This is a genomic window from Microseira sp. BLCC-F43 (assembly GCF_041929235.1).
Lineage (GTDB): Bacteria > Cyanobacteriota > Cyanobacteriia > Cyanobacteriales > Aerosakkonemataceae > Microseira.
In genome coordinates, this window is sequence record NZ_JBHFNP010000348.1 from 12707 (window position 1) to 33128 (window position 20422).

Genomic DNA, 20422 nt, shown 5'->3' on the forward strand with positions numbered 1-20422 from the left:
ATGCTATCGCTTTTTGATGTTGAACTTTTGAACCCAAGGATTCGTATGAATTCAAAATTTACAGGTGAGATTGTTGTAGTTAGTCTCACAAAATCATTGGTAACGGTAATTTATCCGCTAGAAGCAAAAGGGTTAAGTGTTTCGCGAACGCAGTTTTACAGTCAGTTTATATCACCCAATACAAAGGAAGAAATGCTTGAAAAACTGAAGGCAATATCTGTTTGTCTAGAGCAACTTATAAATTATACACACTGGAAAAATATAATACAAGAAGCTTTAGATGATGGTGAACTTACTTTAGGAGATGCACTTCAAGCAATTAACTGGGTATTAAACACATTTAACGAATAGGAGAAAAAATCAATGAGTTTAATTCAATGGACGGATATGACAAGTAATCCAATTCACCTGGTTAAAAAAGACGGTTCACACGGTGGACATTGGTGTCGGAAAATCTCTGCTGGCTGCCAAAAATGTTATGCAGAAACACAGAACCAAAGTAATTACTTCAGTTTTGCTAGCCACTTGCCTTATACAGGTTCTGTTCCGAATAATCTAATACTTGATCGAGGTGTATTGGAATCATGGGTGAAACTAAAAAAGCCACATAAAATTTTTGTTTGTTCCATGACTGATTTATTCGGTGAATGGGTTAGCGATCGCTGGCTAGATGAAGTATTTGCTTATATGGCGATCGCAAAACAACACACTTTTCAAATCCTGACTAAACGCCCACAAAGAATGTTGGAATATTGCGCGAAGCCAAAAACAAAAATGAGAATCAATTTACTTGTACACAATCTTACCTGGCCTTTACCTAACGTTTGGTTAGGAACCACAGTCGAAAACCAATCAGCCGCTAATCAACGAATACCTTTGTTACTAGAAACCCCAGCCGCAATGCGATTTTTAAGCTGTGAACCAATGCTGGAACAAATCGATATTGAATCGTACTTGTACGAAGACCCAGAAGGTAAATTGTCACCCGGTATCAATTGGGTAATTGCAGGCGGCGAGTCAGGAAACAATGCTCGTCCATGTCATATTGAGTGGTTGCGATCGCTTGTCCATCAATGCGAAAATGCAAAAGTTCCTGTGTTTATCAAACAATTGGGAACTAATGCGTTCGCGCAGCGTGCGCGCCCTAGCATATCGCATCGAGACAACATCAATGGCGTAGCTGAATGCCATTACAAACTAAAACTTAAAAGCCGTAAAGGTGGTGCGATCGAAGAATTTCCTGACGATTTGAAACTTAGACAATTTCCACTTTAAACCATAAAGATCTACTATTATTTAACATCATAGTAGATCTTTACTTCACAAATTCTAGGAGGGTTTTTATGAAAGGTGTTCCAGTTAAAATAGAACTTGACTCAATCTTTGATTCAAACGATCCCCAAGAAGTAGGTAAAAAGCTAAGAGTTATTGTAAAGCATTCAATTTACTTTCACTCATTCAATCAACGCAGATTTCACAATCCCAGAAATTATTTACCTTGGGATGACTTTGTTACCTCAATGGCTCTTGACATCCTCCCCACCCTGTAGAGGGATGGGGATTCTTAAGAATCACTTCTTAGGCTTTCTGGTTACTCCCTTACGGGCTTTCGGCACTTGCCTAGACGTTTCCGCCCCCGGTAGTTCGCCTGCACAGACAGTTTCCATTCCCCGATTGTCCACGGGTACTAAATTGAGTCCACGCAATAACACCATCTCAGCCGCAGCATGATCTCGATGAGTTTGATAGCCACATTCAGGACAATGATGGTCTCTGACATCCAGAGACTTACGCACCGTTGCGCCGCAATGTGGGCAAGTTTGGGACGTACCGTTGGGGTTGACGCGCATAAAGAACGCGCCACGCTTCCAGCACACCCATTCGAGCAAATCGAGAAAAGCTCCGAACGACGCATCAATACAATCCTTGCGAAGCATTCCTCGATTCAGTCCAACTGTATTGAGGTCTTCTGCAAAGATTGTCTCTGCCTGGTCACAGAGTTTATGTGCCGTTTTGAGATGGAAGTCTTTACGGGTGTTGGCAATGTGATGATGCAACCGGGCTACCTTGATTTGTGCTTTTTCCCAATTGGCAGAACGCTTTTGTTTTCTAGCCGCTCGACCTTGCAGCAATTTCAGCTTGCGATGTTGAGACTTGAGAAACTTTGGGCGTTCAAAAAAGCTGCCATCAGAAACCGTTGCAAATCGCTCCAGTCCGAGGTCAATGCCGATAGCTCTCCCATGAAAGGGGACATCGGGAACGGACACATCAGACTGAATCGAAACCACCACATACCATTGCGTTCCACGAGCTTTCGACAAGACCCGAACTTGCTTCACCTTGAATCCATCAGGAATGGGACGAGACAAACTCATGGGGACTTTCCCAATCTTCGGCAGATTGATGATGTCACCCATGATGGGATCTGTTTTGAACTGTGGAAACACAAGCATACTTGAATTGTCCAACCTTTTTGAATCGTGGGAATCCATGCCCTCGTTCTTGAAAGGCTTCCCAAGTATCATGCAAGCGTCGAATCGTCGTTTGAAGTACTTGATAATGTACATTCTTAAGATCCGTCCAAGACTCTTTCAGTTTGGGCAGATCATTTTGCTGACGATGGTACGACGGAAACGGGACATCTGCTGGAATGATGTATTCCCGCTCGATAGAACACCGATCCGCCAGACACTTACGCGAACCCGTCCAATCCTTCAGTTCACGCAACGCACGGTTATAAACTTTGCGCGACGTTTCGAGCCATTGGAGCATGATTGCCGATTGGTGAAGGTCCAGATAAATGCGGTAGGTGTAGTTCATTGTCAGCATATCCATATTCTACCACAACTATTTGCAAGTGGTAGACGCTTACCCGAAAAGAGATTAGGGCTTACGCCCTGTCGCTATTCTCAAACTTTTAAATTATCGCAAGAGCATCAAACTCGATGCAGTCCGAGAACGCATTGGAGACGGGGACATTGGCGATCGCAACGAATCGGTGCCAATCAATCTCAAATTAAATCTAGTTGGATTGAACCAACTTTAATTAACGGGTAACATTCTTTGCCCAATAGCAAAAAACAAATTCTGCTATTCGATAGCGTAGCAGAATAACGCTATCTCCTCTGGAAAAAAGCCTCGCTCTAAGGCACTCTTAGTACTGCATCCAAAAAAAGTATTCCCAATCAAACCAAAAAGTTTCTAATAGCCGAAATAGATTACCCTTTTATTGGGACGGCGATCGCGGTGAATAAAGCCCCGATGACGCCCATCTCCAATACCGCCAGTAACTGCAACTGCTTTAATAATCTCATAAAGCTTGTTGAGAGAAATAGTACCAGGTTTTGGACATACATCAATTGCTAGCCCGTGAACATGCTGAGAAAACCTTGCTCCTCCAACAGCCCGATTGACAGCTGCTGGACGATAACCAGAAGTGATAACAAGTGGCACGCCAGCTTTATCCCTAATCTCACCAAATTCTTTAGTAATAACTTCAATATTGAAGACAATTTCTTTGGTAGCAGGAAAGCGGGTGCAATTTTTGGTCATCTCTCCCCAAGTAAGGGGGATTGATTCAATAATCAGTTGATTGGCATAAACAGTTTCGCCTGTTGGTAAGCGCATTGAATTGCCTGTATTAGATCCTTTTACGGTTAAAGAATCTGTTTTTACTGCTTCTTCCGTATCTTTGGGGTGATTTACTCCCGCAGCATCCAATAATTCTTGTGCAGTTGATGCCCCTAGAGTCAAGGGAAACTCTAAGTAATTATCTATTTTGAATCCTTGAAAAGCTATTGAAGTGCGATCGCCTAAAACTCCATCAACTTCATCGATCTTCAAATATCCAGCTTTAACTAAAACCGTCTGAATTTCTTTAATCCCGATCCCTGGGATTTCTTCTAATCGGTAAGACTTTTCAGAATTTAGGACTTCGCTGAGATATGGATACATAATAACCCCCAAATTAATGAACTAAACGGTAAAAGGAATTTGTCTAACAAACCTGTTGTTTCTTGAGCCAAACAGAAAGTAATTTGGTGACTGGCGACGTGGTAACTTAGCAGCGAGCGCATTTCTAAACTGCCGATAAGTTCCTCTGTAAGATCCTTGATTCCAAACTTCAATTAGTTTGGAAGTAAAAAGCCCGTTTTTTCCCACTTCCCATGCAACCTGATTATCTTTACACGCGGATATTAAAATACCAGAAGCCTGTACTTCTAACATTGACTTTTCTGCTATTCCTCTCGAAACCTTCTGCCTGGAAACACTTTCATTGACCTGATTAAATCTGGCTACAGTTCCGCTGTGGCAGGAATCAGAAATTACTAGGATTCTGACTCCGGGTGCAAATTTAGACCATAGCCTGTATAGTTCATCGTCGATCAATTGATCGTCGTACAGTACCCAAGTTTCATCTAAGCGATCGCTTTCATCACCATTTACATCAAACAACTGCGATCCATGACCGCTATAGGTTAGCAGAAAAATATCCCCCGATTTAAGCTGACTTGCGATATCCGCGATCGCACTGGTAACACACTGGTAAGTTGCACTTTCACTTTTCAGTACTACGGATTTGTACCCAACCTTTTTTGCGATCACCTGCATAGCTACGGCATCATTTTCACAAGCAAACAAATCTGGTACTTTTATGGGATAATAAGATTGTTGATTGACTTTATTAATCCCAATATGTAACGATATTCCCTTAAACATAACCATCATTTGGGCTTTATTAATCCAATTCTAATCCAACCAAAACCCCCTATTAAAACGGAAAAATATGGAAGTTATTGAAGTAAAGGTTAATTATGTTTTTGACGGAGATACTATTTTAGTTGTGCGGGAAAATGGTAGCAGCTTTAAATCACGGGCTAGGTGGATAGACGCACCTGAAATACGGAAACCCAGACAAAGATCTAACAACCCAGAATTAGTTAAGCATTGGGAATGGGGCGTGCTGTCGCGTCACTTTTTAACTAATTTAATTGGTGGCAAAAAGATTATTGTAGCTCAAAACGAACTAGATGCATTTGGTCGTAGAATCGGCGATTGGTATTTTGATTCACCAGATGTCGGAAACTCTATTGCAGTAATTCTCGCCAAAAATGGATTAGTAGCTAATTCACTACCTTTTCAGCAGTACGATTTTCCAAACAACGATTTAGATTTGTACATTGGTATTTTATCTGCATGTGCTGAGGCCAAAAAGCATAAGCTTGGCTTTTGGGCAGAAACCAATTTTTTGCTTCCTTACAAACTGAAAAAAAGCCAGCGCTCCTAGTTTTTATCAACTCAGTAGGCGAGATTTTTCTCAGAACACTGTTGTTTTTACTGAACATTTAACCGGACTTAATCAAAACTTTAGAATTAAAATCGGTATTTTTTACGATGCTAACAATAGGAAACTATACATAGTTTAAAAATAGTTAGTTTTAAGATGAAGGAATACAGTAATGGATCTTAAAGAAAAAATAGCGGAAGTTGAAACAATCGCTAATGAAAATTCATCAAAAATTAAGCAAATAGAAGACGCGATTGCGGCTAAAGAAACTTTGCTTTCTAGAATAATGACACTAGAAGTTAACCAAGATCGCTGTCTAAAAGATTTGTCAGAAGTTGAGGAAAAAATCGAGGTTTTAGATCGAGCCTACCAAAAAATTGAAATCATTGGAAAGGTTTGTGAAACGAGCGCAACTCCAACAATGATGAGATTGTTGATAGCGATCGCAATTTTTTTGCTGTTCCCAAAAGCAGAACCTTTAGTTAAAGAGATAATTCAAGAGATTGAACCAAGTCCTACTCCTAAAGAACAAGCGCTACTTTGACTGCCTGGTTTTTTTGGGTGCATCTATGCAACTTGTTACAATAGTAGCTTGTCAAGTAAGTTTTTTCGATGCCTAAAATTTTGGCTCGTGAGGTTTTATCAAATAAAAATCGTACTAAGGAAGAAGTGGATAAAGCGATAGATTTGCTCCAAAAAGATGTGGATTATGCAATTAAATCTCTAAGGTGGAATTTAGCCGCTGAAATCCAACCCTCAATTAGAGAATCCTTTAAACTTCTCGATCAGCTTAAAGACCTCCGCCGTTCTTATGAAAGTACGATGAAACCGCGATCGCAGAACTGATCGATGAAAAGCGTCAAACCATCCGCTTGCACTGGCATTCTCGAATTTATTCATTGATATTCGTTCCACTGTCTTAACCTGTCCTTTTGCTCGTGGTCTGGCACGAGGTCTTCCACGTCACGCAGTAAGCGGAAGGTATACGCACCCAAGCAAATCAACGCGCCACAGCCAGCTAATAAAGTATACTGAAGTGCCATCCCGGCTCCGGCTCCAGTACCGAACATGCCGCCCAATATTCCAGCTAGACTGCCGCCAGACATCATTGCTGGCTCGAAAATACGATCGGCTAATGGTCCGGCGATCGCCAGTCCCAGTGGTGAAGTAATCTGGGCAATCAGGTAGCGGCAGGCAAAAACTCGCCCCTGGACATGGGGTTCTACTTTCGATAACCAGATGGCTTGATTGCAGCTACCGAAAAAAGGTGAAAAGAATGCTTCAAAAAAGCCAGCTAGCATCCAAATTGATGGTATCCGCCCCAAACCTAGCATCACGCCGCTAATATCTCCTAATGCGCCGCCAAGCAATAGCCCGTGGATGCGACGACTTGGACCACCCCAAACGCTCAATACGGCGGCACCAACTAACCCACCTACACCAATGGCAAATTGCACGCTGGCAAACGCTGCTGCATCGTTGCCGCTCTTGGCTAAAATCATAGGCGCTGCGATCGCACCACCTGCGTTGGTGACTAAGTTAGAACTCAGCAAGAAAACAAGAATTGCCAGAAGGCTAGGACGCTTGATTATGTAGCGGAAACCAAAAGTTAGCTCTTGCCAAATATTGCCGCTGTTGATGTCTTTAATTTCGGTTGCTGTTGGTTGGGGAATATGCACAAATGAGATTGTACCCAGAGCGATCGCAAAGGTGACAATATCAATAACTAAAATTCCTTGCAAGCCAATAATGTAGTAGAGCGTCCCGGCTAATGCTGGTGCAACAATTGCAGAACCAGAATAGGAAATGTAGGATTCCATCGCGGTGGCTCGCGCGTAATGTTGCTTGGGAACGATCGTAGACATCGAGGCTGAGTAAGCCAATTCTTGGAAGTAACCAAACAGCCCTTTAATCGCTCCACTCACATATAAGTGCCATATTTCTAACTGGTTGGTTGCTAACAGTAAAAGGATGGCAATCGTAGAAATACCGGCTGCCATATCGCCGATCATCATCAACTGCTTGCGATTCCAACGATCGACTAACGGCCCCGCAAAGGCAGCAGCAATGACTCTGGGTGTCTGGACAAAAAAAACGATTAAAGCTAAAGGCGTTGCGTGACCTGTGAATTGCCAAGCCCAAATGGTCATGGCAAAATTCGTCATCTCTGAGCCTAAAATCGAAGCTACCTGTCCGCTCCAAATAATCAAGAAATTGTGCAGGTTGGTCGATTTGGTCATTATCTTTGGAACTTACTCGCTCGGTATTGGCTTGTCAAGGCGAATAACTTTGCCTTTCCTTAAGCGCAGAGCTTTAGCCTTTTTATGTCTGTACAGGTTAGTCACTTACGACAAACAAAGTAGAGATGACCAGCACTTTGCTCTACTGCCAAATCCCGTTCGGCATCATAGACACTAACTTCTGTGAAACCTACTGTTTCTAAAGCCGACTGAACTTCGGCGATCGCATAACATCTTTCTTCTACAGAAATGTCAGAACGCTGCCAGTTTCCTTCTACCAATTGGAATACCGTGAAATTAAGTCTGCCTATTTTCTCTTCGGGGTGATAGTTCGTTTGAACAGCCCAGGCATATTCCTGTTTGACATCGCCAGAAAGGCTACCGTTCCAATCTGACTGATACTCTTCTTCAGAATACATGTTGAATACGAACAGGCCGTTTTCTAGCAGCGCCGCATACACATTACGGAAAGCACAGGTTAATTCCTCAATTTTTATGAGATGGGCAAGAGAACCAGATATCGAAACAACTGCATTAAACGTAGGTGGCAACTCAAAGAAGCGTGCATCACTCAAAATAAATTCACTGCCTAGTGCATTCTCGCGAGCATAACCTAACATAGTTTCTGAGCCATCTAGTCCAGTCACTTGGTAACCTTTTGTTAGCAGATGTTGTGCCAGTTCTCCTGAACCACAACAGAGGTCGAGAATGTGCGCTTTTTCAGGAAGATGTGATAGCAGCAATTTTTCTAAAGGTGATAGTGCTTTCTCAAGCTGCTGATGACCAAAGTATTCTTTGTATACCCAAGCAATAGAATCGTAGTTGGAATAGCGAGGTGCTGAAGACATGAAATATTTCTCCTGGCTTGACTAACTGTTTTGAAATTACTTCGGTTAAACCAACCGATGATTTGGCTCTCTATACCCGAAACTGAGGGCTATTTAGTATGATTTATCTTTGCTCTTGCATTTGAGGAATTAGAAGAAAGGGCGGGCAAAAAACCTGCTGCTCGTAGTTCTGCTACGCTATCCTTCACAGCTTGAATGATGCAATCGATGTCTTCATTTGTATGAGCTGTGGATAAGTAACCACCTCCACCAAGTAGGAGAACTCCTCTGTACATCAAGTGGTATCGTAGTAAGTTTATACTCTGGGAGATAGCAGAATTCCCCGCTACACCGGAATGCCCTAATGTAGCGGGACCGAATAGGGAACCAAAATTCGCCATCCGAATTGGTACTTCATCTTCTTCAAAGTAAGCATTCAATGCTGCGACAAATTGTGATGTGCGGTGATTCAACTGTTGCTGAAGAGCGGGACCAGTAGTTTTTAAATGTTTAACTACTGCGCGTGAAGCAGCGATCGCTAACGGATGCTTGCAGAAAGTTCCGGCAAAAAATGTTGTTTTCGCTTCAGGATAGGATGCATCTCCATAATTCCACATACCGCCATCGATCGCATCCATATAAAGAGCCTTACCAGCGATGACTCCTATCGGCATTCCACCACCAACAATCTTTCCATAAGTTGCTATATCTGCCTCAACCTCAAACCATGCTTGCGCCCCACCTGGATGTATGCGGAAGCCAATCACCATTTCATCAAAAATCAATGTAATTCCTGACTCTTTTGTCAATTGCCTGAGTTGGTGAAGAAACATTTTAGGCTGTAAGTCGGGTCGCATTGTTTGCACGGGTACAACCAAAATAGCCGCTAATTCTTGCCGATGAGCTTCTATTATTTCTAGGGATTGAGGATTCCCGTAATCTAAAACTAAAACATCTTCAACAATATTTGGCGGTATTCCAGGTGCGATCGCTACACCACGAGGATTTCCATCTCCTGTTTGTGCTTTAACTAAAGTTCCATCAAAATGCCCGTGATAAGAACCTGAAAATAAGGCAATTTTGTTGCGACCTGTTGCAGTTCGTGCTAAACGGATTGCAGTCATCACGGCTTCTGTGCCTGTATTAGAAAAAGCTACTCGTTCCATTCCCGTCAGTTCGCAAATTAACTGAGCAACCTCACCAGCAAATTCAGATTGCGGCCCTAGTTGTATACCTTGCTCAAGTTGTTCTGCTAACGCTGCTTTAATAAAAGGCGGATTGTGACCAAAAAGATTTACTCCAAACCCCATCATCAGGTCTATATATTCGTTACCATCTATGTCCCATATCCTAGACCCCTGAGAACGCTTGCCAACGATGGGATAGCACATTTCCTTAAAAGGAAGATTGAATCCTTCTGAAACTCTTGGATCGGCTAGCACTGGGCGATAAGTTTGCGCGAGTTGTTTTGATGTTTTGGTTCGGTTGTTGTAGCTTGCAATGAAAGATTCCAGATACTGCTGGCAGGAATTTTCACTTTGGTTCGATTGGGTTTGAGCTTTTTGTAAGCTAGTTTCTGTGTGGTTCATAAAATTTATTTTTCCTTTTTTTGCGTGAATTCAGTCAACTCAGGACTTACGGATCGATCCCCCAACCCTATTTGTAGGGTGCTCTCTTCGATAGCGTCAACACCATCCACCATATCTATTTGTAGGGTGCGTTAGCTTTCTTCGTAACGCACCAACGACCATATCTATTTTTTAGGTATATCCAGGCTGGTGGCTAGGCTGGGGTGAATCTAGAAAACCACTTTGAATCAGGTATGAGAAGTAAGTACGAAGCAGCTTATCATCTATGGCTGGACAAACAATCGAGGTATTTGCAAGTCCATTAAGAGTATTTTGGCAGTCGATCTGTGGCTCTGGCAAGTTGGAATTTGAATCCTTGGGATTTTTTACCAAAAGAAGCACAAGTGAATGTAAGGCACTTTTAGCATTAAACTCAGTTTCATCAAGCGTTTTTGTTTGCCACTTATCCATCAGCATTGATTCCCAACTATTATAGGACATATGCTGAATATTGTAGCCAAAAGAGCGCATCCAACTGACAATTTCGCGCCAAGGGATAGGGTTAGGGTTGAATAGGTGAAAAGCTTTTCCTAGAGATTCTTTTTGCATCGATAGATGAGCGATCGCACGACTCACGAAGTCTACAGGAGTCATGTCTACCATCGTGTCGGAGTCTGGCGTACTTCCAAGTTCGATACAGCCTTTTAGCACTCGGTGAATGAAGTCATCTGTATTAGAAATGCCTGTTTTGCTATTCCCTGACATACGTCCAAGCCTGTAAATAGCAATTGGAATTCCTCGTTCCCGTGCGGTTGTTACTAACTTTTCTGCTACCCATTTACTTTGAACGTAGCCAATCTCAGGTACGGGAATATTATCCAGATTATTCACTTCCGGAATTTTCTCGACCACAGAGCGGTCAACTGATTCAAAAACGCTCAAGGTAGACATAAAATGCACGGGTTTCACTTTGACAAGACTTGCCAACCTTAAAATTTCCTGCGTTCCTAAAACGTTGGCAGCTTTGACTACAGAGTAGGGATAGACAAGATTTATGAATGCAGCATTGTGATAGATAACATCGATTTTATTTGCCAATACTTGAAACTGGTCATCGGAAAGACCTAACAGCGGCTGCGATAAATCTCCTACAACTGGAATAATTCGGTGGCTTAAAGATTCATTCCAGAGTAAATAAGATTCAAGGTGACTTTGCAGCCTTTTCTTTGCAGCCTCTATATTAGAAGCACGTACCAAGCAATAAATATCAGCAGTAGTTTGTTGCAAAAGTTCGTGGAGTAAAAAGGCTCCCACAAAGCCTGTTGCTCCTGTTACAAAGATAGCAGTTGGTTCGGTTTTAGGCTCGATAGGTATGTTGGGAGGACGAATTGTGGGGTCGAGAATAGAGTCAGCGTTCAGAGTGGCGATAAGTTCTGTACTGTTAGTGTTATCTTCCCTTGAGAAAGATTGAGAGCGAGAGATGAGCGTTTCCAGTTTATTGATAAAACTTTCAGCCAGTTTCTCAATTGTGGCTTGACGATGAATAGCCTTGCTGTACGTCCAACTGATTTCTAACTGACCTTTAACTACAATTGCGTTAATATCTAGCAGATAGCGGCGGTTTTCTCGCAAACTGTGGGTGAGTCCGCTAGATTCTTGGGCTGGTGCAAATAGAGACGCCTGGTGAAATATTTGGTCAGATTGTCCCAGGTAGTTAAATAACACCTCGGCTTGAGGTAAAGTTTGCATATTTTGGCTTAAATAGCGCAGCACACCATAGCCAATACCTCGATTGGGGATGTTACGCAATTGCTGTTTTACTGCGTTTAAAACAGCGCTTGGATCGGGTGTTTTTTCTAGTTTTAATATCACTGTAAAAATGGTGGTGAACCAGCCTACAGTACGCGATAAATCTACATCATCGAAGATTTCTTCCCGTCCGTGTCCTTCTAAATCTACTAGCAACAACGGTTGTTTTGTCCACTCGGCAAAAGCTTGTAATAGGGCTGCCAATAAGACATCGTTGATCTGGGTGTTAAAAGTCTTAGGAACTTGTTGTAGGAGGATTTGGGTTTGTTTCTGATTCAACGAGACGGATATGGTATTTGCCGTTGCGATCGCATTTTCTCCCCCACAATAGTCTACGGGTAGCCGAAAAACATGCGATCGCTCTTGTTCTAACCAATAATTCCGCTCTTGTTGCAATGCGGCTGACTGTGCGTACTCCTGCAAGCGCAACGCCCATTGTTTGAACGAAGTTGTTTTTGGCGGTAGCTGTATCGCCTCACCACGACAAAGTTGTTCGTAAATTGTCTGAAAATCTTCCAACAAAATTCGCCAAGAAACACCATCAACGGCAAGGTGGTGAATCACAATCAACAGGCGGCTTGTTTTTTGCGCTCCTAAATCAAATAAAGCAACCCGCACCAACGGCCCTTCTGATAAGTTTAAACTAACTTGTAGTTGACTTGCGGCTGCTTCAATTGCTGCTTTTTGTTCAATTTCTGGTAGCGCTGAAAAATCGAACCTAGTAAATGGTACAACTTCGTTGGGGCTAACGCTTATTTGCTCCCAGCTTGATTGATTTTGAATAAAACGCAGGCGGAGAGCATCGTGATGTTCGATTAAATGCTGCACCACTTTCTCCAACAACTTAGGATCGCATACTTGCCGCAATTCCAATAATAAAGCTTGATTCCAGTGGTGGGTATCTGGTTGATTCAACTCAAAAAACCAGTGTTGAATCGGAGTCAAAGGTAGCGTTCCAGTTACTAACCCTTGTTCGCCTTGAATAATGCGAATTGTGCTAGCTACGGCTGCCAATTCCGCAATCGTTTGATGAGCAAAAATTTGCTTGGGAGCGATCTGCAAACCAGCTTTGTTAGCTTTGGCTACAATCTGAATGCTCAGAATAGAATCCCCACCTAACTCAAAGAAGTTATCGTGGATACCTACGCGATCAATTTGCAATACTTCAGCCCAAATTTCTGCCAATACTTTCTCTATTGGGGTGTTTGGATCCACAAAAGTTTCTGATAATTCAGATCTGACTGTCTCTGGTGCTGGAAGTTTTTTGATGTCTACTTTGCCGTTGGGCATTAGCGGTAGGGCTTTCAGCCGAATAAAAACTGAAGGCACCATATACTCTGGCAATTTTTCCTGAAGGAATTCGCGCAACTCGCTAGATTTTGGATTAGTAATTTGCTCGTTATGTACGATGTAGGCTACCAGGCGCTTGTTGTCTGATTCATCCGATCTGGCTAAGATAACGACTTGCCGAATGGCTGGATGTTGACTCAGCACTGCTTCAATTTCGCCCAATTCGATCCGGAAACCGCGAATTTTTACTTGGTGGTCAATTCTGCCTAAAAACTCAATGTTTCCGTCGAGCAAATAGCGGCCTAAATCTCCGGTTTTGTACAGGCGATCTGAAGGATTAAAAGGATTGGGTATGAATTTTTCCGCAGTTAGATCGGGGCGATTGAGATATCCTCGTGCTAAGCCGTCGCCGCTAATATATAACTCGCCAGACACGCCTATGGGAACTGGACGTAAATGAGAGTCGAGTATATAGATTTGGGTGTTAGAAATAGGACGCCCGATAGGAACTTGCGATCTTCCCGCTTCCAGCGATTGGCAATTGTAAACGCTGCTCCAAACTGTTGCTTCTGTCGGCCCATATTCGTTAAAAAGAGATGTTTTTGCCAGCATTTTAAGGTGACGTGCAACTAATTCTCTCTTACAAGGCTCACCGGCTACGATGACAGTACGAAGTGAAGCTAGCTGTTCTGGTGCGGCTTGTTCTAATAGAAGAGCATACAGGGAGGGAAGGCTTAATAAATGGGAAATAGGATTGCGTTCGAGCAATTCTATAAGTTGTGGTATGTCTTTTTGTAGACCATCTTGAGGCAGAAAAAGAATTCCGCCAGAGCATAGCGTCCAAAAGATACCCGCTACTGAACTATCGAAAGCAAAGGACGAGAGCAATAAGAAGCTAGTAACAGGTTCTTGATAGTAATTAATCCGAGCGTAAGTTGAATGAACCAAGTTTTGATGGGTTACTAGCACTCCCTTTGGTTTACCAGTGGAGCCAGAGGTATAAATTAGGTAGGCTAAATTTTCAGCAGCGTTAGCATTGGCAGGATTTTCTCTACTTTGCCGAGCGATCGTTTCCCATTCTGTGTCTAAGCAGATGATATTTGCGTTAGATTCGGGTAAACTTTCTACCAATCGCTTCTGGGTTAATAATATGGGTGTTTGGGTATCCTCTAACATGAAGGATAATCGCTCTTTTGGATAAAGGGGGTCAAGGGGTACATAGGCTCCCCCTGCTTTCAAAATGCCCAAGATACCGATGACCATTTCAAGCGATCGCTCTACGCACAACCCCACGAATACTTCTGGTTTTACTCCCAAGTTTTGTAGGTAGTTCGCCAGTTGATTGGCGCGATCGTTTAGTTCAGTATAGGTCAACTGCTGCTCTGCAAAAACAACGGCTATTTTGTCTGGATTTTGTTTAACTTTTTCCTCAAATATGTGGTGAATGCACTGAGATTTTGGGTAATCGCTTCTGGTGCTATTGAAGTCAATTATTAGTCGATTTAATTCTTGGCTATCGAGTATTTCTAACTCGTCAATTGATGCTTCCGGTTGGGCGAGGGCGCTGTGGAACAATGTTTCAAATTGTCTCGCCAAACGCTTGATATACTCGGCTTCAAATAAATTAGCATCGTAGTGAAGCTCTACATCCAAACCATCCTGTTTTTGAATACAAGATAGTTTAACTTTGAACCGAGTAATGCAGGCGTAATGCTTAAAAATTGAGAAAGATACGTCACCCGCTGTTTCTTTGGCAATATCTGTCTCAAAATCAAAGCAGAAAGGGAAAAAATTAGCCTGGGTTTCTTCAGTATTATTACCAACAATTTGTTCCCAACTAAAACTTTCTTGCCATTTGTATACCTCGCGGAGAGATTCATTAACCTGTTCTAATATTTCGCTGAATTTACACCGATTTTCTAAATGTATTTTCAGCGGTAGATATTTGACAAATAGCCCTATTGCTGGCTCTAACTCCTCATATTTACGACCATCGCAGGCTGTAGCGATCGCTATCTCAGACTGTTCTGTAATCCGCCACAGTAGAACCTGCCAGCAAGTTAGCAAGAATGTATTGATAAAAGTCTTCGTTTTTGTAGCTAACGAATCGCTTTTAATCGTAAATTTCAAAGATTGAGGTTGAAATTCAAGCTTGACTTCAGGCCGATTTTCTAAAGGAAGATTTAAGTTCAAAATACTATCAATATCCAGTTTGCGCCAGTATTTTCTGCCAATTTCTGTCTCTTCTCCTTCTAGCAATTCATTCTGCCATTCAGCGATATCTGCATATTGCAGCAGTTCGTCATCTAGTTCTTCACCGCGCCTGCTAGCTGCGTAGCAACGGCTAATTTCGCCCATAATATTTTTCAGCGCAACCGTATCTGCAAGCATCGCAGGCAAGCTAATAATTAGCACAAACTTGTCAGGTGATAAGGTTATCAAAAATACCTGAAAAAGTGGCCCCTCCTCAAAGTTGAAAGGCATCTGGCTAACTTGAGCAAAAATTTCCTCAATTTTAGCTTTTTGTAGCTCCGGATTAACATCGCTAAAATTATGTTCGGAAAGCCACGCTAGATTGCCGTTAGTTATTACCTGAACTGGAATGTCCATCCCAGGTAAACACTCAAAGGTAGTGCGAAGAATTTCTTGTCGATTAACGACATTCTCTAAAGCTGTTTTGAGAATAGCTTTATTGAGATTTCCTTCGATCCCGATAGCGCACTGTACGCGATAAGGCTGCTTTTTCTCATCTCGCTGTAACAGCCACAGATCTTTTTGTTGCGGAGAAAGTCGAATCCCTTCAAGAGTAGCTTTTTGCATTTTTTTGTCCTATGGTGTTTTAGTTGACAAGTTGCTAATTGGTAATTGCTAATTGCTAATTGCTAATTGCTAATTGCGCTCGGAACGGTAATATAGTATTTTTCCTTTGATTAGCCATTAGCCATTAACCATTAGCCATTAGCCATTAACTATTAGCCGCACCTTCGAGATAAGTATTTGAGTTACTAAACGGTTCTGCCATTCCTACTACAACTTTTCGCGCTCCTACAAATGACTCGCGTCCGTGAGCAATTGACATATTATCGAGCAGCAATACATCTCCCAATTGCCAAGGGAAAGTTATTTTTTCTTGTTGATAAGCTGCGCGAAGTTCGTCTAAAACTGAGGGTTCAATCGGAGAGCCATCACCATAATAAGTGTTGTTGGGCAGATCTTCTTCTTTGAATTCTGCTAACAATGCCGATTTCATGGGTTCTTCTAGCGTTGAAATATGGAAAAAAGTAGCGTGATTGAACCAAATCATTTCCCCGGTTTTAGGGTGTTTGGCAACAGCTTGGCGAATTTGACGAGTTTTCAAGCGTTCGTTCTCTTTCCACTCAAAATCAATTTGATTGCGGCGGCAATATTCGTCTACAACATTTTTATCCTCTGTTTGAAATACTGTTTGCCAGGTTAGTCCAAATCCGTCGTTGTAGTTTCGCACATACAAAACTTTTTTTTCCATGAAACGCTCTCTAATTTTGGGGTCAATGCGTTGAAAAATATTTCGACAGTCAGCGATTGGCGTTTCCCCTCCCTGAGACGCTGCTGTTAGACAGCCAAAATAGATTTTTAAAGGCCAAGTTAGCCAGTATGTCCCCTCATTGTGTAAAAAGATTCTTTGTTCGGCAGGGTAATCGGTAGAGGTATAAATTTTGTTGCTAATCTCGTGGCGCGGCGATGAGCGATCGCGGTATTCCAGCAACTCCCCCGTAGAAGTGACTTTGATAAACTCGTTGAACAGATCTGTCGTATTGATGTGGAAATCGCGGAAAAGTAAGGATCTGTATTGTAACAAAAGTGTCTCTATCGTCTCTTGATTGTTCTGCGCCCACTTTAAAAGATTTAACCCCTCTACAACGGGTTTGATTACCACAGGGATATTTTTTCCTGGAAGTAGAGGCTGAACTTCAATCAATTCTGATTGGGAAACTTTAACTGTTTTGCGCTTAATTTTTCCCAAGTCTCCAAGGCTTTGTTTTTGGGTGATATTGTTCATAGCTTTTGAGATTTGCGTTTCAGGTTAGTTAATTTATGGCGCACGGTATTTTGATACTCTTGCTCTTTCATCAACTGTTGTTGCCTGTTTGATTCGTGGAAATTTTCTACAATCTGGTTGAGGGTAAGATCGGGATCTGCAACAACGGATTGCAAAAGCATTTTAAACCGTTCTGCCATAGATAAAATCGTCGAGGCTGCAAACAAATCTGTTTTGTACTCAAAGCAACCGCTGATGCCTTCGGGCTTTTCTGAAAGCAGAAGCGCTAAATCGAACGGAACAGTCGTCTTTTTAACCTCGAACGAGTTAAGAGTTAAATCGGGTAGAGAAACATCCACCGTCGAACTATTTTGCAGGGTGAACCAGACTTGAAACAGCGGGTTACTGTCTAAGTCTCGTTCTATTTGCAATTCCCCTACCAACTTCTCGAAAGGTAAATCTTGGTGTGCATAAGCTCCTAACGTGACTTGACGCACCCGACTGAGTAACTCTCGAAAACTGGGGTTGCCGGAAAGGTCAGTTCGCAGAACTAAAGTATTGATAAAAAATCCAATTAGTCCTTCAATTTCACGTCGATTTCGGTTGGCAATTGGCGAACCTACAAGAATGTCATCCTGCTGGGTATAGCAGTAAAGCAGCGCATTAAAAGCCGCTAGCAAACTCATAAAAATAGTAACGCCCTCGCGCTGGCTTAATGACTTCAGCGCCTCGCTCAATTCTTTGGGCAACACCAACGGCAGCATTTTCCCCTCAGAAGTTGGCTGCAAAGGTCGAGGTTTGTCGGCGGGTAATTTGAGTACGGTCAAAGCGCCGCTTAGCTGTTGCTTCCAATAAGTTTGCTCAGTTGCAAGTACCTCACCTTGCATCCATTGCCGCTGCCAAACTGCAAAGTCTGCGTACTGGATGGGCAGTTCCGACAGCGGTGAAGGCAAGTTATTGCAAAAAGCTTGATAAAGCGCTGCCAGTTCGCGGATGAGTATTGCCGCTGACCAGAGATCGGAGACGATATGGTGCATCGTCAACAGCAGTACGTATTCTGTCTCGTCAAGTTGCAACAAAACGATTCGTAACAATGGCCCTCGTGCTAGGTCGAAGGGTTTTTCAGCTTCCTCAACAGCCAAGTTTTGTGCTTTTTGTTCTCGTTGCACAGACGGCAACTCGCGCAGGTCAACGATGGGGAGGGTGAAAGTTGCAGGGGGAGCAATTTTTTGCATCGGCTGTCCGTCTAGTTCAACAAAGTAGGTTCGTAAGGCTTCGTGACGCCTAAAAACTTCGTTGAGGCTGCGTTCAAGTGCGGTCAAATTGAGCGACCCGGTTAACCTAACTGCACTGGGAATATTGTAGGTAATGTTGCCCGGATTTAAGCGATCGAGAAACCAAAGTCGCTGTTGGGCAAAGGAGAGAGGCAGGTTTTCATCCCGCGCTACAGGCACTATGGGTGGAGCGATTAATCCCAATCCAGCCTTCATTTTCGCTTCAATTTTAGAGGCTAGTTTGGCAATTGTTGGCGACTCAAATAAATAAGAGAGCGGGATTTCTACTTTAAAGGCTTCCCGTAAGCGGGAAATGACTTGAGTTGCTAGCAGCGAGTGTCCCCCCAACTCGAAGAAGTTGTCGTCGATACTAACTTGATTTAGACCAAGTATTTGAGTCCAAATTCCTGCCACTACTTCTTCAACTGGTGTACGCAAAGCTGGATAAACTTGTTTGGAAGTAGAGCGATCGCTTATCTTCAGTGGTCTGACTTTTGGGATTTGGTCTGTCGGTATTTTATCTAAAAGCATTCCTAGTTCCAAATGGCACTTACTACCGCGAGGCGGAGCCTCTACTATCTCGTTTAAGCGAGCCGGAGCCTCTACTATCTCGTTTAAGCGAGGCGGAGCCTCTAGGATCTCGTTCCCAGGCTGAGCCTGGGAACGAGGAGTAGGAGGCAGAGCCTCCGGTCTAAAGTAGGTGCTATTCATTCCTAGTTCAAACTCGGAAACAATGGTATTAAGCAAAACTAAAAAATGCTCCAGAATCAACTTGATGTCAGCACTCTCAAAGCGGCGGCGGTCGTAGACAAATTTCAATTGCACCGTTGAGTCAGCAGTTACCAGTAAGGTAAGGGCATATTTGGTTTGCGCCCCAATAGAGCGAGAATTACTGATATTGATGCTGAAATCTTCCGCTTGGAGTATCGCTAAATCGACCGGATAATTCTCGAACACTAAAATGCTTTCAAACAGTGGTAAAAAACCAGGCACTCCGCTCCATTCGTGAATTTGCCCTCCGTGGCTGTGTTCGTATTGCCGAAGAGCAAAGTTATCAGTTTGAATATCTTGGAGCCAGAACAATAGCTTTGTTTGAGGAGCGATTTTGACTCTTAGAGGTAAGGTATTAATAAATAGCCCTACCATCGATTCAATACCGGGTAAATCTGGCGGACGCCCGGAGACAGTAATCCCAAAAACTACATCTTTTTCACCGCTATAGCGGCTCAGAAGCAGCGCCCATATTCCTTGAACGATGGTGTTCAAAGTTAGGCGGTTAGCTTTGGCTAAAGACTTTAAAGCTGCTGTAATTTGTGCTGGTAAAAACCTACTTTCTTCCCCATACCGCTCTTTCTCGTTCCCAGGCTCAGCCTGGGAATGAGGAGTAGGAGGCTCAGCCTCCAAACAAGGAGTAGGAAACTCAGCCTCCAAAGCAGAAGTAGGAAACTCAGCCTGCTGATTTATTTTACCCAGGGGGGTTGGTTTGACGAAACCCTGTAGCGTTTTTTGCCAAAATGTTTCTATTTGAGATAAATCCTGTTTTTTCAGCCATGCGATGTACTTACTGTAGGAACAAACAGGCTCTAGCTGTAGAGGGCGATTTTTACTAAAAGCTTGGTAAAAAGAAAGGAATTCTTTAATTACTAAAGCGCCGCACCAACCGTCCATTAGGATATGATGGTGAGTCCAAACAAATTGATAGGTATCTAAAGCTAGATGAAAAAGTGCCAGACGCATCAGGGGTGGCTGGGATAGATTAAAATTGCGAGTGCGATCGCTCCTCAAATAACCTGCTAATTGCTCCTGTTGTTCAAGCAATTGATATCCGCGCCAATCTTGCTGCTCAAAAGGTACTTCCACTCGCCGCAGCACAACTTGCAGTGGCTGCTGTTGCTCTTTCCAAACAAAACCTGTTCTCAAAACAGAATGCCGTTCCACAATCCGTTCCCAGCCCTGCTTAAACGCCGAAATATTAATATTTCCGCGTAAAGTGCAGGTAAACTGCTCAACGTGCATTCCTGACTCTAAACCGTATAAAGTCTCGAACAGCATCCCCTGTTGCGGCGCAGAAAGCGGATAAATAGCTTCAATGTTTTTATTCTTCATCAC

General features: G+C 42.8%; 16 protein-coding genes. 6 read left to right on the forward strand and 10 right to left on the reverse strand.

Features of this window, described 5'->3' with window-relative positions; all coding sequences use genetic code 11:
- The 3 genes from ACE1CM_RS45840 (at position 1) to ACE1CM_RS45850 (ending at position 1550) form a co-directional block, all read left to right on the forward strand.
- Positions 1-351 carry a hypothetical protein gene (locus ACE1CM_RS45840; RefSeq protein ID WP_374886291.1) on the forward strand — a complete coding sequence of 117 codons (351 nt, stop codon included), beginning with the start codon at positions 1-3 and terminating at the stop codon, positions 349-351.
- 12 nt (positions 352-363) lie between these two features.
- Complete coding sequence (locus tag ACE1CM_RS45845; RefSeq protein WP_374886293.1) at positions 364-1275, forward strand: DUF5131 family protein; 912 nt, start codon at positions 364-366, stop codon at positions 1273-1275.
- 68 nt (positions 1276-1343) lie between these two features.
- Positions 1344-1550: a hypothetical protein gene (locus tag ACE1CM_RS45850; protein WP_374886295.1), complete on the forward strand. Its 207-nt coding sequence runs from the start codon at positions 1344-1346 to the stop codon at positions 1548-1550.
- A 21-nt stretch (positions 1551-1571) separates the two neighbouring features.
- Here ACE1CM_RS45850 and ACE1CM_RS45855 read toward each other — a convergent pair whose 3' ends face one another.
- The 4 genes from ACE1CM_RS45855 to ACE1CM_RS45870 form a co-directional block, all read right to left on the reverse strand.
- The gene (locus tag ACE1CM_RS45855) at positions 1572-2453 is read right to left on the reverse strand and encodes an RNA-guided endonuclease InsQ/TnpB family protein (RefSeq protein ID WP_374886296.1); all 882 of its coding nucleotides are present in this window, start codon (positions 2451-2453) and stop codon (positions 1572-1574) included.
- Complete coding sequence (locus tag ACE1CM_RS45860) at positions 2410-2772, reverse strand: hypothetical protein (protein WP_374886298.1); 363 nt, start codon at positions 2770-2772, stop codon at positions 2410-2412. Before ACE1CM_RS45860 ends, ACE1CM_RS45855 begins: the two co-directional genes overlap by 44 nt.
- A 429-nt stretch (positions 2773-3201) precedes the next feature.
- Positions 3202-3954: a D-Ala-D-Ala carboxypeptidase family metallohydrolase gene (locus ACE1CM_RS45865; protein ID WP_374886299.1), complete on the reverse strand. Its 753-nt coding sequence runs from the start codon at positions 3952-3954 to the stop codon at positions 3202-3204.
- A gap of 21 nt (positions 3955-3975) precedes the next feature.
- Complete coding sequence (locus ACE1CM_RS45870; protein ID WP_374886301.1) at positions 3976-4728, reverse strand: caspase domain-containing protein; 753 nt, start codon at positions 4726-4728, stop codon at positions 3976-3978.
- A 58-nt stretch (positions 4729-4786) separates the two neighbouring features.
- On the opposite strand from ACE1CM_RS45870, the gene ACE1CM_RS45875 reads away from it, so the two are divergent.
- The 3 genes from ACE1CM_RS45875 to ACE1CM_RS45885 all read left to right on the forward strand — a co-directional run bounded on the left by ACE1CM_RS45875 (position 4787) and on the right by ACE1CM_RS45885 (position 6133).
- Positions 4787-5287, forward strand: a complete 501-nt coding sequence (locus ACE1CM_RS45875; protein ID WP_374886303.1) for a thermonuclease family protein — start codon at positions 4787-4789, stop codon at positions 5285-5287.
- Between the two features lie 172 nt (positions 5288-5459).
- Positions 5460-5831, forward strand: coding sequence for a hypothetical protein (locus ACE1CM_RS45880; protein WP_374886305.1), 372 nt, complete (start codon positions 5460-5462; stop codon positions 5829-5831).
- A 68-nt stretch (positions 5832-5899) separates the two neighbouring features.
- Positions 5900-6133, forward strand: a complete 234-nt coding sequence (locus ACE1CM_RS45885) for a hypothetical protein (RefSeq protein ID WP_374886307.1) — start codon at positions 5900-5902, stop codon at positions 6131-6133.
- 50 nt (positions 6134-6183) lie between these two features.
- Here ACE1CM_RS45885 and ACE1CM_RS45890 read toward each other — a convergent pair whose 3' ends face one another.
- The 6 genes from ACE1CM_RS45890 to ACE1CM_RS45915 form a co-directional block, all read right to left on the reverse strand.
- Positions 6184-7527: an MFS transporter gene (locus tag ACE1CM_RS45890; protein ID WP_374886308.1), complete on the reverse strand. Its 1344-nt coding sequence runs from the start codon at positions 7525-7527 to the stop codon at positions 6184-6186.
- Positions 7528-7628: 101 nt separating this feature from the next.
- Positions 7629-8375, reverse strand: coding sequence for a class I SAM-dependent DNA methyltransferase (locus ACE1CM_RS45895; protein ID WP_374886309.1), 747 nt, complete (start codon positions 8373-8375; stop codon positions 7629-7631).
- Positions 8376-8464: 89 nt separating this feature from the next.
- Positions 8465-9943, reverse strand: coding sequence for an aspartate aminotransferase family protein (locus ACE1CM_RS45900; RefSeq protein WP_374886310.1), 1479 nt, complete (start codon positions 9941-9943; stop codon positions 8465-8467).
- A 171-nt stretch (positions 9944-10114) separates the two neighbouring features.
- Entirely contained in the window at positions 10115-15841 is a 5727-nt protein-coding gene (locus ACE1CM_RS45905) for an amino acid adenylation domain-containing protein (RefSeq protein ID WP_374886311.1), read from the reverse strand.
- A gap of 145 nt (positions 15842-15986) precedes the next feature.
- Positions 15987-17060: a TauD/TfdA family dioxygenase gene (locus ACE1CM_RS45910; protein ID WP_374886312.1), complete on the reverse strand. Its 1074-nt coding sequence runs from the start codon at positions 17058-17060 to the stop codon at positions 15987-15989.
- Positions 17057-20419, reverse strand: coding sequence for a condensation domain-containing protein (locus ACE1CM_RS45915; protein WP_374886313.1), 3363 nt, complete (start codon positions 20417-20419; stop codon positions 17057-17059). The genes ACE1CM_RS45910 and ACE1CM_RS45915 overlap by 4 nt, the downstream gene beginning before the upstream one ends.
- Positions 20420-20422 lie beyond the last annotated feature (3 nt).